Source organism: Zavarzinella formosa DSM 19928 (assembly GCF_000255705.1).
Taxonomy (GTDB): Bacteria; Planctomycetota; Planctomycetia; order Gemmatales; family Gemmataceae; genus Zavarzinella; species Zavarzinella formosa.
This window is the reverse complement of sequence record NZ_JH636441.1, coordinates 257798-273125: the sequence shown is the minus strand read 5'-3', so window position 1 is coordinate 273125 and position 15328 is coordinate 257798. Positions and strand designations below refer to the sequence as shown.

Annotated in this window: 12 protein-coding genes; 7 read left to right on the top strand and 5 right to left on the bottom strand. The window is 57.6% G+C overall.

What is annotated here, in order from left to right:
• Position 1 precedes the first annotated feature (1 nt).
• Both BGIM_RS0117555 and BGIM_RS0117550 read left to right on the top strand, forming a co-directional pair.
• Complete coding sequence (locus tag BGIM_RS0117555; protein WP_020471045.1) at positions 2-547, top strand: NADH-quinone oxidoreductase subunit A; 546 nt, start codon at positions 2-4, stop codon at positions 545-547.
• Positions 547-1161, top strand: coding sequence for an NADH-quinone oxidoreductase subunit B (locus BGIM_RS0117550; RefSeq protein WP_020471044.1), 615 nt, complete (start codon positions 547-549; stop codon positions 1159-1161). The genes BGIM_RS0117555 and BGIM_RS0117550 overlap by 1 nt, the downstream gene beginning before the upstream one ends.
• A 126-nt stretch (positions 1162-1287) precedes the next feature.
• Here the strand turns inward: BGIM_RS0117550 and BGIM_RS0117545 are convergent, their stop codons facing one another.
• The gene (locus BGIM_RS0117545; RefSeq protein WP_020471043.1) at positions 1288-2157 is read right to left on the bottom strand and encodes a hypothetical protein; all 870 of its coding nucleotides are present in this window, start codon (positions 2155-2157) and stop codon (positions 1288-1290) included.
• Between the two features lie 301 nt (positions 2158-2458).
• Between BGIM_RS0117545 and BGIM_RS0117540 the strand changes: the two genes are divergently transcribed.
• The 3 genes from BGIM_RS0117540 (at position 2459) to BGIM_RS0117530 (ending at position 5200) form a co-directional block, all read left to right on the top strand.
• Positions 2459-3352: a GGDEF domain-containing protein gene (locus tag BGIM_RS0117540; protein WP_020471042.1), complete on the top strand. Its 894-nt coding sequence runs from the start codon at positions 2459-2461 to the stop codon at positions 3350-3352.
• Between the two features lie 7 nt (positions 3353-3359).
• Positions 3360-3734, top strand: a complete 375-nt coding sequence (locus BGIM_RS0117535) for a RidA family protein (RefSeq protein ID WP_029630140.1) — start codon at positions 3360-3362, stop codon at positions 3732-3734.
• A 152-nt stretch (positions 3735-3886) separates the two neighbouring features.
• On the top strand, positions 3887-5200 hold the full coding sequence (locus BGIM_RS0117530) for a dicarboxylate/amino acid:cation symporter (protein ID WP_020471040.1): 1314 nt from the start codon (positions 3887-3889) through the stop codon (positions 5198-5200).
• Between the two features lie 13 nt (positions 5201-5213).
• Here BGIM_RS0117530 and BGIM_RS57725 read toward each other — a convergent pair whose 3' ends face one another.
• The 3 genes from BGIM_RS57725 to BGIM_RS0117515 all read right to left on the bottom strand — a co-directional run bounded on the left by BGIM_RS57725 (position 5214) and on the right by BGIM_RS0117515 (position 12084).
• Complete coding sequence (locus BGIM_RS57725; protein ID WP_020471039.1) at positions 5214-8234, bottom strand: sigma-70 family RNA polymerase sigma factor; 3021 nt, start codon at positions 8232-8234, stop codon at positions 5214-5216.
• Positions 8235-8418: 184 nt separating this feature from the next.
• The gene (gene epsE / locus BGIM_RS0117520; protein ID WP_020471038.1) at positions 8419-9621 is read right to left on the bottom strand and encodes an exopolysaccharide biosynthesis GT4 family glycosyltransferase EpsE; all 1203 of its coding nucleotides are present in this window, start codon (positions 9619-9621) and stop codon (positions 8419-8421) included.
• A 207-nt stretch (positions 9622-9828) separates the two neighbouring features.
• On the bottom strand, positions 9829-12084 hold the full coding sequence (locus BGIM_RS0117515; RefSeq protein ID WP_020471037.1) for a site-2 protease family protein: 2256 nt from the start codon (positions 12082-12084) through the stop codon (positions 9829-9831).
• Positions 12085-12275: 191 nt separating this feature from the next.
• Here BGIM_RS0117515 and BGIM_RS0117505 point away from each other — a divergent pair, with 191 nt between their 5' ends.
• Positions 12276-13730: a hypothetical protein gene (locus BGIM_RS0117505; protein WP_020471035.1), complete on the top strand. Its 1455-nt coding sequence runs from the start codon at positions 12276-12278 to the stop codon at positions 13728-13730.
• A gap of 7 nt (positions 13731-13737) precedes the next feature.
• On the opposite strand, the gene BGIM_RS0117500 is transcribed toward BGIM_RS0117505, so the two are convergent.
• Positions 13738-14100: a hypothetical protein gene (locus tag BGIM_RS0117500; RefSeq protein ID WP_020471034.1), complete on the bottom strand. Its 363-nt coding sequence runs from the start codon at positions 14098-14100 to the stop codon at positions 13738-13740.
• A 221-nt stretch (positions 14101-14321) separates the two neighbouring features.
• On the opposite strand from BGIM_RS0117500, the gene BGIM_RS50995 reads away from it, so the two are divergent.
• Positions 14322-15320 carry an alpha/beta hydrolase family protein gene (locus BGIM_RS50995; protein WP_020471033.1) on the top strand — a complete coding sequence of 333 codons (999 nt, stop codon included), beginning with the start codon at positions 14322-14324 and terminating at the stop codon, positions 15318-15320.
• Positions 15321-15328 lie beyond the last annotated feature (8 nt).

Sequence of the window (15328 nt, the reverse complement as noted above, 5' to 3'; positions counted from 1 at the left end):
CATGACGGAACTGGTCATCCTGATCCTTGTGTTCCTCGGCACGGGCATCGGCTTTCTGCTGGTGAACCTGACGCTGGGCAAGATTCTTCGGCCAAACAAGCCGGATGCCGCCAAGGGAACGGTCTACGAGTGCGGCGAGCCGACCATCGGCAGCTCATGGATTCAATTCGATTTGCGGTTCTATGTCGTCGCGTTGTTGTTCGTGGTGTTCGACGTGGAAATGGCTTTCTTCTTCCCGTGGGCGACTGTTTTCGGCACATCTAATCACTTGGCCGATGCCAGCACCCCCGTGGAAGCCCGCCCGGCTCTTTTGGCCGAGTTAACTGGAAAACCGCCGACGCCGGGTGAGGCGACGCCGGTTCCGACTCCGGAAGAATTGGAAGCGTGGAAAGGACTGGCCCGGCTGGCGTTCCTGGACCTGCTGGTCTTTTTCGGCGTGATGCTGGTCGGCTTCGCTTATCTTTGGAAACGGGGCGATCTGGAATGGATTCGTAGCACGGCAGGTCAGGAAACGACGGACACACCGACAAGTTCGGGAGGCTTGTGATGGGAATGCTGGAAGGCCGTTGGGAAGAAGGATTCGTCACCACCACACTGGAGCAAGCCGTCAACTGGGCCAGACAGGGGAGCCTCTGGCCGATGACTTTCGGGCTGGCGTGTTGCGCCATCGAAATGATGGCCACCGGGGCCGGACGCTATGATCTCGACCGCTTCGGCGCCGGGGCTTTCCGGGCGACGCCTCGGCAGGCTGATTTGATGATCGTCGCCGGGACGGTCAACTTCAAAATGGCCGACCGGGTTCGCCGACTGTATGACCAGATGCCGGAACCGAAGTTCGTGATCGCGATGGGAGCCTGTACCTGCGGCGGCGGCCCGTATTTCAAATACGGTTACAACGTCGTCAAGGGCGTCGATCTCGTCGTCCCGGTCGATGTGTATGTCCCCGGCTGTCCCCCGCGTCCGGAAGCCCTTCTGGAGGGCCTGATGCGGATTCAGGACAAAGTCGGGGCGATGAAGGATTACACAAAGGGCCAACCGCTGAATCTGCCCATCCCGAAACGATCCGGAGCGGTGAAGTTGCCGACGGAACTGGAATCCCCCGAAAAATCGCTGGAGTTCCTGACACAGAACAAGGAACATGCCAAACCGGCAAAGGCCTGATTGCAGAAAGCGAAGACTAACCACAAAGGTCACACAAAGTTTCACAGAGAAGATCGAAGAAAGATTTCTTCAATTGGTCTTCTCTGTGAAACTTTGTGTGACCTTTGTGGTTAGTCTTCGCTTCTATTATTCCCGGCCGGAAGCCCGGATGACGCTGGCTTGGGAGGCGAGCGGGGGAGTGCCAACGGTGTCTTCCTTGCCGTTGAGCAGCGGCGGGGACTGGCGTTCGGCCTTGGCTTGTCCGGCTTTGATGACCAGCAAGCGTTGCACCCGCTTTTCGTTGGTCATGCCGACGTAAGACGCATGGCCGAAGGTTTTTTCCCGGTACACATCCGTGCCGATCACCAGATATTCGGTGGGGCCAAGGGCGATTTCAAAGGTGCCGTCCGTGAATTGCTCGGTGGAGAATTCGCGGTCGATGGTCAGGTCGGTGCTGAAGGGTTTCGGATCGCGGAATTTCCCTTCGGGAACGCACTTCAAAATCACAGTCCCTTCTTTGCCGGGACTGATGGAAAGCTGAAAGCCAAGCTGTGCCTGATCGTGGGCAAAGAGGACCGGCGGGTGATTCCCGGCTGTGAAATTGAAATCTGCCTTCGGAAGCATCGGGGTGACGGCCAGTGAGATGGGCTTTTCCGCGTGGAAACTGCGGAAACGATGGCCGCGATCCGTTCGCGGGTCTTCGATCAGTCCCCGCAACGGGCCGGGGGTTGATCCGCTGATGACACCCACACGGAGGCCGTTTTCCTCGACCACCGTTTTGACTTCCAAGGGAAGCACCATCTCATCGATGCGATCCCAAACCCGGCGGTTGATGACCTCATCCCCTTGAGGACGTTCAATCAACACGTACTCGACGAAGGCGCTTTCCGAGTCGAGTGGCGGGCGAAAAATCTGGAAGCGATCCATCCACCGGCTTCCCACGGCGTCCGCCGTGAGGCAGCCAGCCAGTGAGGGAAGCAGGAGCGCCATCCCGATGATGCGGAACCGCGAATTCATAAAAAGGACATCCTTGTCCCATAAACGGCGCCAAATCCCTGGCGTGAGGGGTGAGAGATACCGGTGAAACAGCCCGGCGTCAAGGGAAAACCGTCACAGATGGCGCATTCGGCATTCTGTGGGTGGGATTCCCCCAAGACCCTTGCCGGGTAACTGTTTGAAATTCAGTGAATGTGTTCTACGCTTTGAACGATTTTCGTGTATGATCGAAAATCAGGTGTGCCCGCATCGCCCCACAAGGTGTCGCCTCCCCCAACTGTCCGCCTCGTCGATAACAGGTTCGCCCAGCCGGCGTTGCATCATGGAAAAGATGGTTGATACCGTCATCCGTCGGGCCAATGCGGCCCCCGTCTCCTCACACCGGGAGGCGTGTTTGGTCCACATCTACCCGACCGGGCCGTGGATGGGACTGCGGCACATTCTCACCGACAAACCACTCATCATCGGCCGGGGCGAGGACTGCGACATCCGCGTGTTGGACACGTCGGTCTCTCGTCGGCATGTGCGTCTCGAAAAGATTGGCGAAGAGTATTACGTCCTGGACATGCAGTCTACCAACGGCAGTTACGTCAACGACCGGCAATCCCTCCCCGGCGAACCCATCCCCATGCGGGACGGGGACTATCTGCGGGTCGGGAATTGCATCTTCCGGTATCTCGCCAGTGGCAATGTCGAGGCCGATTACCACGAAGAAATTTACCGCCTCACCATCGTCGACGCCCTCACGCAGATTTCCAACACCCGGTTCTTCAACGAGTTCCTTGAACGGGAAGTCCTCCGCACTGTCCGACACAATCGGCCGTTGTCCCTGCTGCTGTTCGACATTGACCGATTCAAGCAAGTGAACGACCAGCTCGGCCACTTGGGCGGGGATTTTACCTTGCGGGAATTGGCCGCCTGCGTAAAGCGGGTCGTCCGGCGGGAAGACTTGTTTGCCCGTTATGGCGGCGAAGAATTCGCCTTGGTGTTAATTGAAACTGGCCTGACCGATGCTCTCCAGGCGGCCGAGCGGATTCGATCATTGGTCGAAGCCCACACCTTCCGCTTTGACGACAAGGTGTTTCACCTGACGATCAGTCTCGGCGTGGCCGAGTGCCCGCTGGACGGCACGGCCACGCCCCGCGAACTGATGCGACGGGCCGATGAAAACCTGTACACGGCCAAGCGTGGTGGCCGGAACAAAGTCATCGGGTGATTTCGACATGATTCAAGTGATTTCCGGCAACGGCATCCCCTCCAGCCATCTTCCCTTCAGCCCCGCCATCAAGGCCGGCGGATTTGTGTTTGTCTCCGGTCAGGCCAGCGTGGACGCCACGGGCAAGATCGTCGTGGACACCTTCGAGGGGGAGATGCGGCGGTCGATGGAAAACATCCGGGTGATCCTCGCGGCGGCCGGACTCGACTTTTCCCATGTCGTGCAAGTGAAGAGCTATGTGGGAACGCCGGAATATATGCCGGAGTACAACCAGATTTACCGCGATTACTTCAAAGAACCCTATCCCGCCCGGTCCACGATTGTCAATTGCCTCGGCACGGCTCTCAAGTTCGAGATCGACGTGATCGCCTTTGCCGGGTGAGTTCTGGCTTCCAAGTCGCAAGTTCCAAGTTCCAACCATAATCCAGTCGACGTGATCCGTTTGGCCGGGTAGCATCTCGTTTGACCCGCCGAGTTCCGGCTTGGAACTTGGAATCTGGAACTTGGAACTTGGAACTTGGAACTGTCCCTCCGATGATCTCCACCCTCCGCAAAATCTCGCTGACGCAATGGATTCTCGTTGCGATGGTCATTGGCACCTTCGTCGGCTGGCTGCTGCCGGAACAGGCGCAGTACCTCAAGCCGCTTTCCAACATCTTCCTGCGGATGATCAAATCGCTGATCGCCCCGTTGATCTTCTCCACGCTGGTCATTGGCATCGCGGGCCACGGGGACGACATGAAACGAGTCGGCCGGCTGGCCCTAAAGTCGATCATCTATTTTGAAATCGTGACCACGCTGGCCCTGTTCATCGGGTTGGGCGCCGTGAATCTGGCCCAACCGGGGGTGGGCGTGAAGCAGATCGACCCGGAGAAGAAAGCCGAGGAGGAAGCGGGCAAACTGCGGAAAGACCCGATCAAGTTCAATGAAGTATTGGAACACACGGTTCCGACGAGCATCTTTCATGCGGCCTCCGAGAATGAAGTGCTGCAAATTGTCTTCTGGTCGGTCATGTTCGGGGCCGCCCTGACGCAAGTGCGGGGCAAGCCACAAGAGTTCATGCTGCATGGCATGGAGGCTCTTGCGGAAACGATGTTCAAATTCACCGGCATTGTGATGAAGTATGCCCCCATCGGGATCGGAGCGGCCATTGCCGTGACTGTTGGGCACAGCGGCATCGGCATTCTGTTAAACCTCCTGAAATTGATTCTGACGCTTTATCTGGCCCTGTTCGTATTCATGGTGATGGTGCTGCTGCCGGCGGCGATGTTGACCAGAATTCCGCTCCGCAAGTTTGGCAAGGCGATCAAGGAACCGGCGTTGATCGCTTTTTCCACCACCTCGTCCGAGGCGGCGCTTCCCAAGGCGATGCAGGCGATGCAAGCCATCGGCGTCCCCAAGCGGGTCGTGGCGTTTGTGATGCCGACCGGATATTCGTTTAACCTTGATGGCACGACGCTCTATCTGGCGGTCGCCTCCATTTTTGCCTGTCAGGTGATTGGCAAGGAAATGAGCTTTGGCGAACAGCTAATCATGATGTTCACACTCATGCTGACCTCGAAAGGCGTGGCGGGCGTCCCAAGGGCCTCACTGGTAATTCTGTCCGGAACACTAGCCTCATCGGCCCATTTGGAGCCGCAGCAAGTTGCTTTGGTGTTGGGCCTCATTATGGGCGTGGACGAGCTGATGGACATGGCCCGGACGACAGTGAACCTGATCGGCAACTGTCTCGCCTCTTGCATCATGGCGAGATGGGAAGGGGAATTCGACGACAACGCCACCGGGATTTTGGAAGAAGAGAAACCGGCGGCGACGCCCCAAACGGTCGCCCCGCCGCGGGCCAAATGAAGCAGAGTTTGGTTCATTTCACCGCAAATTTTTCCAAGTCCCAGACAAGGGCGGTGAACTGGTTCGCTTCCTTGGCGATCAGACGCTGGCTATTGGCCGAGAAGGACACGCCATACGCTTGGGTGACTTGGGGCAAATGAAATCTCACCGCTCCCGAGGCGAGGTCGAATATTTTCAAACTTGTTCCGCCGACTCTGACGGCGATGAGTTTGTCATCAAGGCTCAGGGCGAATGGCAGATTGTGGCCGTTGGAACTGTAAACGCCCGGCCGGCCCAAGTCGATTTTGCCAATGATCTTGTCCGGGTCGTTGACGGATCGAATCTGTAATTGCTGGTTGTCCATGTGATTGGTGGACAAGCCCAAAACCACCTGCTTGCCATCATGGGTGAATTCGACGTTTTCAAATTCAACCCGGCTGGCCTTGGTCCAGCCCGAAGAGAGATTCTTGATTTCCCCTCCCGTGGCGGCATTCAAAAACACAAGGTTCGTGTTCGTCAGGACGAGGAGAATTTTTCCGTCGGGGGAGACGACGATCTTCCTTGGTTTGTGTTCGGGATGATATTTTTTCCCATCGATGGTGAGGGTGTTGGTGACTTCAAAGTCACCGTTGCCGGTGAAGGAGCTTTCCCAAATTTTTTCCGCCGTGAAGGGATTCCAACAGCTCACCGTGGTGACGGGTGGTTGTCCCCCGGAGATAACGGCGGTAAGCAAGTTGTCGCCTTGGGGACGGATGATTCCGAGGTTCTGGTCGATATCCCCGAATGTCTTCATGGCCTTGGCAACAGGTCGTTCGGCCTTTTGAATCGAAACCCCGTTCCACGACAGCCGGACCCATTTTGAATTCCATCGATCAAAATAAACCCACTCGGCGACTCCGGGTTTGTCCTGGACCATCGAATCCATCAGGTAATAATCAGTAGTGTCGAGAATGGCCCCCCGGTCGATGTCCGTCACGGACAGATTTGAATTTGTCCCCCAGACGAGATTGTTTGAACCGGGGATGAAGCCACATTGATTCGCTCCCTCTTTGCTCCTTGATGTTTCCGGCGTCGTTGTCGGCTTGGCCTGCTCATCCATGATTTTTTCGACATCGTAAAGCCCGATGTTGCGGTTGCAAAAAGCGACCAGTCGGCCGTCGCCGGACAGCGCCATCTTGTGCGATACGAAACTTGGGCCACGGTTCATGTAGTGGGAATTGGCCGGAGACAGGCGATTGCCCGTTTCGGCATCCAAGACATCAATTTTTTGATCGTTCACCAGCACGCGGCCGCGAGGTTCGTCGAACAGGAACACCGCGTAAGCGGAGTGACTTGACGGCTCAAGCACCCAGAGAAGTTTCTGACGGTCCACGGAATGGCATGTCACGCCGACCAAGCCGCCGTTCTTCCAACCCCTCCAGATCGCTTTGTCTCCTTTGGGCGCGACGTTCAAGAGTGAAAGTTCATCCCGTGAAAAGTACTTCAGCGTTTTGCCATCCGCCACGGCCCGAGTGACATTCGGCGGAGGAATGGTGATCGGACCATGATAAAGACGTTCTCCCGTTTCAGTGTTCCAGCATGACAATTGCCCGTCGGGAGTGGCGGCAAAGAGCCGCTTTCCTGAGGCGTCGGCTTCGAGCGCCAGCGGTTCGCCCCGGAATCCGTTGAGAATAATCGGTTTGCCTTGTGGTTCTTTCATCGTGTGAATGCGGATCTCCGATTCGCGGGGATCATCGGCCAAGATTCCATCGTAATCGTCCTCTGGCCGATCCCAGACGGCCACGCGGTCGCCGCCCGGAAGCGGCAACGCCCGGAAGCCGGTGAACTTTGCCTCGGTGATGGTTTTCCCGACCACTTCAATCTGGCGAACCAGTGTCTCGCGGGCCTGATGTTTGTGGAAGATCATGGCGACGCGATTGTCTCCGACAAATCGCACCCGGTCCGGCTTGCGGTCGTCGAAGGCCTGCCAATGCAACTTCCCCGTTTCCGTCTCATAAATCCGGCCGGATTGGGCAAACCATTGGCCTTTCGGCGACACATCACCCGGAACATCATCAATCGATGTTCGATGGAGTTGTTTGCCGGTGACAACATCCCATGCAATCAAATCCGTGTCGCCGACGGCGACGAGCGTCTTGTCGTCATTGGCAAAGCGAATCTGCTTTTTGCCAAGCTCCAAGGTATGTCGGCCATCCCCGATGCGGGCAATGGCCCCCTTGGGCAAGGGGGTTTCCGTGGTCAGTTCCCACTTGGCGACGTTCAACGGCGGCAACACGAGTTTCGGAATGGAATTGAACAGTTTCCAACCGGCGAACCCCAAGATCCCCGAGAGGAACAGGAACATGAAGGTTTTCGACGAGAAAAACGAGAACAGTTTGGCGCCAAAGGCTGGCTCAATGGCCGAGGCCGCCAGCGAGGCCTCAATGGCTGCCGAGGTCGTCGCCGCCGGGACAGAGGCGGGGGTGCCAAAAACCACGGCGAGAGCGGCGGGGATTTCAATCCCCCGGCGGACCAACCGCTGCTTTAACAACTCCCGGCCGCGTTGCAAAAGGCCGCGAATCGAACCGTTTGTGCTTCCGAGCCGGCTGGCCGTTTCGTCGATAGAGAATCCGTCGATGCCGCATAGCAAAATCACCGAACGATAATCTTCCGGCAATGCGGCCAGTTCTTCTTCGATGGCCCGAAGCAGATCTCGGCCGGAGATTTCGTCCAAGGGATCGCGCTGGCCGGAATCGAGTTCGGCGGGCAACGGCGCCTTCCGGTCGCGGGGCGACAAGGTCGCCAACGCCGATCGTCGGGCGGTCGAATAAAGCCAGCCCGGCAGGGCCTCCGGCTTTCGGATCGTATCGGCGTTGCGGGCCAGTGTCAGGAATGTCTGCTGAAAAGCGTCCTCGGCCCGTTGAAAATCGCCCAGCACTCGTCGGCATACGCCGAAGACGACCGGCCCATAACGCTGGACAATTTCTCCAAAAGCGTCACGGTCGCGCGTCTGTCGGAAGCGTTGCAGGAGTTCACGGTCCGTGTCGGAATGGATCATCGTTTTCACACTGTTCATCTTCCGGTTCCGTCATGGGAATATCTGTCCCTGAGAGCGGACGAAAACGGAAGATGACGCGCAAAATCAGGAAAATTCGAGATTTCCCCGATAACATTGGCCGGGCTTGTACGAGTTTAAATGGCGCCGGATGATTCAGCGCCAATGTGATTGCAAAAAACCGCGATGTGGCCGCCGGGAGCCGTTAGCGCTCGTCCCGGATCACCTTGGCGCTGAGATCGCTGCCAAAGCGGTCTACGACGGTTTGGCGGCCGTTGGCGCTGCATGTCGCCGCCAGAGCCGGATTGTCCATGTAGCGGCTGATCGCGTCGGCCATCGCCTGCGGATTGGCGGGGAGAACCAGCAGGCCGATTTCCTCGCTGGTGATGATTTCCGGAACGCCCCCGGCTTTGGTCGCCGCCACCGGGATGCTCATGGCCATCGCCTCCAGAATCACGACGCCGAGCGGTTCTTCGTGGCTGGCCAGCGCGAACAGGTGTGATTGTTCGAGATGTTCGCGGATGGCCGCCTCGGACATCGCCCCCGGCATCGACACCCGGTCTTCCAGTTTCAACTCGGCCCGCAACTGCTCCAAATTCCGGCGATACTGGCCGGTTCCGGAATCGAAGTCTTCCCCGGCGATCAGCAACTGCACATCGCGTCCGGCATCGCGCAACTTGCCAATGGATCGGATCAGCACGTCAAACCCCTTGCATGGGTTCAACCGGGCGCAGGAGAAGATTTTGCACGTCCCGGCGGCGGGCGTCCACGGCACATACGGCGTGGAACGTTTGTACTTGGTATGATCGACCCCCAAGGGGGCGAGAAACACCCCCGGCGGCAGCGACCCGGCCAGCGTGCGGATCACTTCCTCGTGCATTTGTTTCGTGAGCAAGATGCAGAACTTGGCGTGCCGCCATTTGAGCTTTTGATCCGGCCCGTGGACCGGCAGCGGGTTGAGCATGGTCATCGAGTAAGTCGGCCCGCCGAGCCGTCTGGCAAACATGGTGACGATGGCCGAATCCGCGCATGATTGCACATGGATATGGCTGACATCGGACTTTTTGGCAAGTCGGCAGAGTTGGGCCGCGCACAAAAGCAGGCCCAGCGCGCGAATCCTTCGGCGGGTTGTGCCGGAGATTTGCCGCCAGCTCATCAGTGCCCGGAAAAAGCCGATGGGGTGTATCAGCAGAAAGAAAATGGCCGCGAGTGTCGGCGGCGGGAACAGGTACGTGGTGATCCGGCGCCCTTCCTCCGCGAACGCATGCGGGCAGGCGTTCTCCGGGGGCCGGCGGGTGGAGAACATCACCGGATCGACGCCCATCGCCCGAAGTTGTTCGATTTCCCGCCAAAAAAGAATGTGCGTTTGCCGGGGAAATTCCGGGATTAAATAACCAAGACGCGCCATCGGGATGTCCCGCGAAGCTCGGAATTTGGAATGAAGGCCAGACGACAAGGAGAGAATACGGAAGACTATAGCAGGAGGCAGGTGAACGAACCACTTGGGCGCCAAGGCCGCCCAAAGTTTCACATGAAAGACCGGAAGGTGAAAAAATCCCCCCCGCTTTCACTGCGGAAATATGAGAGGTCCGGGGGGATTATTTTCTCTTCAATCTCACCAAAGACCGATGTCCAACGAAGCGGCGATGCTTCGCCAAGTCCACCAAGCGGCCGAGCGCCATTGGAGGTGAACCTTGCATTGGGCCATCGTGCCGGGGGCGATGGTGTCATCCGGATCAACCATTTCCACGGGGATGAGATACGTTTGCAACAGTGGTTGATGAACGTTCTGATCCTGCGAGGGTTTCGTGGCGAGGTTGCCGCCGCCCCGGTGCGTCAGGGCGATGGGGACGTTTTTCTCGTCCGTGTCCGGCAGCCGCACAATGCGGCCGTTCAGCCGGTAATCTCGCCGGTTCTTCGGCAGGATGGTCACCTCCAGCCAAGGAGCCTCCGGGTGTTCACGCTGGACCCGTTCGAGGTTCTGCCGCAATTCTCGAAAATCCGTCGCATTCACCGGGATCAACACCCGCAGCTGGCTCGGCTCCCCGATTGTGCAAAACGGCGGGGACTTTCCTTTTTCCCAGTTCTTGAAGATATCTTCTTTCTTGGGAATGTTCATCACAACGCCGGAACGCGACGCCTTCAGGATCTCGTTTCCGGCAATCAATTGTTCCTGTTTGTCGAGCATCCCCTGGGCTTTGTTCAAGGCCGCGCGGGCTTCCGTCAGATCACGTTCCAATCGTGTCCGGCTGGCCGAGTCTTGGGCCATGCTCAACCGGCCGAGAATCGAGTGAACCTGGGCGGCGGCCGCTTTCTTCTCCGCCTGCATCTGTTCTTTGTCAAATTCATGCTTCGGGTTGCGGAACTTGCCGAGGTCGGCTCCCAAGTTCACCCGCTGTCCCTCATGGACGTACACTTCCTCAAGGATGCCGGACTCATGCACATGCACGAACTCCCGCTGCCCCTCGGCCACTTGAACCACTCCGGTCTCCCGCACGCGGCTCACGGGGAGCGGCACGAAGAAGAACGCGAAGATCAGGGCGCACAACACGCCCATGGAAATCATCAATCGCTTGCGTTTCATATCGGGCAACCTACCGCGCTGGCGGATATTTTTCACGCCTCGGAACATTGGCCAAAAGAGCATTGACACCAGCGACCCGAGGGCGAGCAGGGTGCTGAGTGTCTCCAGTTTGTATGGTTTGAGCCAGTTGGCGAGAAACAACAAGATACTGACGGTCACCACCCAGCGATAGACGAAACTGGCGATCGCATACGCCAAGAACGCGAGTTTTCGCCCTCCGGCCATGTAGGGTTCGGGGGGGACTTCCACGCCCAGGCAGGTTTCCTGAAGGATGCCCGTCAGGTAGCGATTGGCCCGTTCCCGCAGGTTGGGCACTTCCATCCAGTCGGCCAGGATATAGTAGCCGTCGAACCGCATCAGCGGATTGGCGTTGAACATGAATGTGCTGATGCTGCAAAGCACCATCAAACACATCGCCACGTTGTTGACGAACGGCCAATACGGCGTGTACCACCAGACGAACGTCGCCAGCGAGGCGATAATCAGTTCCACCCAAATTCCGGCGAAACTGATGGTGATGCGCTTCCATTTGTCCGCGACGGTCCACGAGTCCGTGACATTGCAATACATTGCCGGCGAAAAGCACATGAACAAAAAGCCCATCTCATGGCTTTCGCCGCCGAACGCCTTGCAACTCAGCCCGTGGCCGAACTCATGGATGATCTTCACCACGCCGAGGGCCAGCCACATGTAGAGCATCGTCCGGAACGCGAAAAACTCTTGATAGGCGGGGAGCTTCGCGTAAAAGGTCTTGTAGTGGAACGCCACAAACAGAGCCGCGAACAACATCAGGCCGAAGGAAAACCACAAAAAGGTCTTCGTGAAGATCCAATTCGTGTACTTCAGCAGATGCGTCAGGATGCGGTCGGGATCGAAGACCGGCACCTTGATGTACAGGATGTTCGTGACGGTCGCCAGCCGCTTCATCCGGCGCTGTTTGCCGCGTTTCTCAAACAACTGTTTGGATGAATTGGGCGATTCATGCTGAACCAGCCCGGCCGTCACCAGTTGCCGGGCGAAACCTTCCAAATCTTCGAGCGTCAGCCGGTCCGGGGCAAAATTCTTTTCAAAATCTTTGCGGATGTCGTCGAGCGTCATGTTCCCGGAGAGTCGCTGGAACACGAAATATTCGTGCTGGTTGAACCGGTAATACTTGAGGCTCACCGGATCTTTGACGACCTGACACCACTTCCCCTCGTATTTCTGGGGCGTGATGACGAGATCCATCCGGGTCCGCAGGCGGACTTGCTTGCGGCGTTCGGCGGTGGGAATAAATGTCGGGTCCATACCCCGTCCGTCTTGGCGTCAATTGGGCGGTCGTGCGATTGACTATTGTACACAGCCCTCCAACCCGGAAGGATTCCGAATCTTTGGTTCTGAATCCTTGGTTCCGAATCCTTCATCCTTTTCCGCCGGTTGTTTCTCCGGTAACATGACATTTCATCATCATTCCATGACCGGGCGGGAGGAACATCCCAGTGGCCAAGTCTTCAAAACCCTCGGACGATCCGAAAAAACGCAGGCCTGCGGACGATGACCGTCCCGCCAAGAAGAAAGCCAGGGCTCGCGACGAAGAGGATGAGGATGAGGACGAAGACGAGGAAGACGAACCGGAGGCCCCGAAAAAGCCCCGCAAGAAGCGCAAATCGGCCAACAATCCGTGGCGGATGGTTTCCTATGTTGGCGGCGGAATCGGCGGGTTCATCGCGCTCGTATTCTTCTTCTACTGGGTTTATTCACCCGTGGGGGCCGATCCGAAACTGCTCTGCTATTGCCCGCCGGAAACCTTCTCCATCGAGGGAATGGACGTTGAGGAAATCCAGAAGAACTCGAAGATGAAGGACATCTTCGACCGCTCCATTCAGCGATTCAAAGCCTACGGAAACGAAAAACGGTTTAAGGATGCGGGGTTCACCGAGAAAGAAGTCCAGTATTACCTCAATTGCGCCGCTTCGGGGGATTGGGAAAAGGAAAAGGACTACGACCCGCAGGATCGACGCGGCAGTCTGACCATGTTTCGGTTCAAGGAGCCGCTGGACCAGACGAAATTTCTCGGCAGCTATACCGACGCTTCGGTGTATCGCAAGGAAGAAAAGAGTTCGCGGGACGGCAAGAAATACTACCAGCTCTATCAGATGGTCCCCACAGGGGCCGACCGCCATTTGGAACCGTTGTACGACGTGAGCTTTTTCTTCCCGAACGACCGGACGTTGATTATTGGCAGCACCCGCAAGGAACTGGAAGAAGCGATGAACCGGACCCCCGGCAAGGTCGAGATCGACCAGACGATGCGGGATCTCGTGGACAACACCGACGGGCATTATTTCAAGGCCTATAAAAACTTGACTGTTCGTAACACGGCTCTTTTAGAGAAGCACGGGCCGAGCATGATGTCGGCCGGGTTTATGGATGAATCGATGCGAAATCCGGAAACACTTGTGACCATTGCCATTGGCTCCGCCACTTGGATCGCCTCGGACGGCAACAACTTTCTGATGGCTGACGGAACACTGTTTATTGACAAGGCCACCGCCAAACGGATTTATGCCAGCACGGCAGATAGCATTTATGAGATGAAATCGCGATTTTTCCGTGAAGACGCCAAGGTGGGTGACAAGGAAAATATGTTCGCCACGGGCAAAAAAGAATCAGGCGGCGACGGCAAAAAGAAAGAAGAGATCTCCGATGCCCTGACGGATTATTTCAAGAAATCATCGGTGGGCCGCCGGGGCAACATGGTCTACGTCGAGGGACGGGTCTCCCACGAAAAGTTCAACAAAATGTGGAGTCACATCTCTGATGTGATGCTCCCCTTGCCGCAAACTGGCGGCGGCATGATGGGCGGCATGGGAATGGGCGGCGGACCCGGCATGGGCATGCCCGGCCCTCCTCCCGGCGGCCCCCCCGGAGCGCCGATGCCGATGCCGAAATAATCAGATATCAGCAGGCGGTCATGGCCAGTTCGTCCCGTCGGTCAAACCAGGCGAGGATTTGTTCCGTGAGAAGGCCGGGGTCCATGTCGCCGACGGGCAACGGCCAGTTCATCCGCTCGGCGGTGACCAATTGGACGGCCGATCCTCGCGAGGCGGCCACTCCCCAGAGTTGCACAAACCGGGAGATGATTCTCGCCCGGCGGCAGGCCCGGAGGAGTTCATCCCAAGCCTCGGTTTCTGGTTTGGATTCGGCGAGTTGCTCGGCCTTTTCGGCCAGCCATTCGACAATCATGCGGGCCTCGATGTCCCCCAGGCCCCGTGTCACGGCTTCATCCCGCAACACATGACGGACCATCTGCGTGCTGAGCATCCGGTTGTTTCCCCCCGCGGAACGTTGACAGCATGGCCGGAACCCCTGTTTTCCGGCGATACCGGAGTGATGGCTTCACTCCCCCGACCGCGTGCGGCGGACATAACGAGGCTGTGAAGAAAACGCAATCTCAAACTGCCCCATGTTCGGGCACGAAATGCTAAAACAAGCGATGTTTCCGCTCGCGACGCTTACCGAACCTTTCTCCCCCACGTGTTTTCATGGCCAATTATGATGACGAACTGGCCCGGCGGGCCGAGGAACCCACCCGTCGTCGGCGGGCCGCCTCTGGCCAGTGGGGATCGACTTGGCTGATCGTCGGTCTTATTCTCGGCGTGGTGGCGCTGGCGTCGGTGGGTTGCTGCATCGGCATGGTGGTGTTTGCCAAGAAAAACATCCTGCCCACGGAGTTCCCGGCCACCAATGAAGATTACGCGGCCGCCCGGCAGAAATTCAAAACAACGTTGGATAAAAAGGGACCGGCCCCGCAGGCCTACGACGAGGTGGAACCCCCCGACGATGTGGAAGAGGTGACATTTGAATCGGGAGACCTCACGTTGCGGGCGTGGATCACCGCCAAGCCAAAAGAGATCGCCGCCCGTCAGCCGGCCGTGTTGTTCCTGCACGGCGGTTTTTCGTTCAGCATGGAAGACTGGGAGATGGCCCGCCCCTTCGAGGAAGCGGGATTCGTGGTGATGGTTCCGATGTTGCGGGGGGAGAACGGTCTGCCGGGCGATTACAGCATGTTTTACGACGAGGTGGACGACGTTCTGGCCGCCGCCGCCTATTTGGCCGATCAACCGCATGTGGACCCGAAACGGATTTATGTGGCCGGGCACAGTGTCGGAGGAACACTGGCGATGCTGGCCTCGATGACAAGCTCCCGATTCAAGGCTTGCGCCTCATTCTCCGGTTCGACCGATCAGCCGAGGTGGGCCAAGGCGAAACCGGAGTATGTGCCCTTCGACCCGGAAAACGCCGAAGAGTTTCGCCTGCGCTCGCCGCTGGCATTCCCCGGCAGTTTCAAATGCCCCGCCCGGTTGTATTACGGGAACTTCGGCGACGATGTTTTGTTGAAACTCGGCGGCGATGAACTTGCCCGCAAAGCGAAAAAAGCCGGCCGGGACGTGGTCACTGAGGAAGTCCAAGGCGATCACATGTCGATGACCGAGGCCGCTATTCCGATGGCGATTGATTTTTTTAATGGCCCGAAAAAATGACCAACTCG

Excerpts from the sequence above, each read along its gene's own strand:
- BGIM_RS0117555 (WP_020471045.1), top strand. The coding sequence starts at position 2 with ATGACGGAACTGGTCATCCTGATCCTTGTGTTCCTCGGCACGGGCATC.
- BGIM_RS0117550 (WP_020471044.1), top strand. The coding sequence starts at position 547 with ATGGGAATGCTGGAAGGCCGTTGGGAAGAAGGATTCGTCACCACCACA.
- BGIM_RS0117545 (WP_020471043.1), bottom strand. The coding sequence starts at position 2,157 with ATGAATTCGCGGTTCCGCATCATCGGGATGGCGCTCCTGCTTCCCTCA.
- BGIM_RS0117540 (WP_020471042.1), top strand. The coding sequence starts at position 2,459 with ATGGAAAAGATGGTTGATACCGTCATCCGTCGGGCCAATGCGGCCCCC.
- BGIM_RS0117535 (WP_029630140.1), top strand. The coding sequence starts at position 3,360 with ATGATTCAAGTGATTTCCGGCAACGGCATCCCCTCCAGCCATCTTCCC.
- BGIM_RS0117530 (WP_020471040.1), top strand. The coding sequence starts at position 3,887 with ATGATCTCCACCCTCCGCAAAATCTCGCTGACGCAATGGATTCTCGTT.
- BGIM_RS57725 (WP_020471039.1), bottom strand. The coding sequence starts at position 8,234 with ATGAACAGTGTGAAAACGATGATCCATTCCGACACGGACCGTGAACTC.
- epsE (WP_020471038.1), bottom strand. The coding sequence starts at position 9,621 with ATGGCGCGTCTTGGTTATTTAATCCCGGAATTTCCCCGGCAAACGCAC.
- BGIM_RS0117515 (WP_020471037.1), bottom strand. The coding sequence starts at position 12,084 with ATGGACCCGACATTTATTCCCACCGCCGAACGCCGCAAGCAAGTCCGC.
- BGIM_RS0117500 (WP_020471034.1), bottom strand. The coding sequence starts at position 14,100 with ATGCTCAGCACGCAGATGGTCCGTCATGTGTTGCGGGATGAAGCCGTG.
- BGIM_RS50995 (WP_020471033.1), top strand. The coding sequence starts at position 14,322 with ATGGCCAATTATGATGACGAACTGGCCCGGCGGGCCGAGGAACCCACC.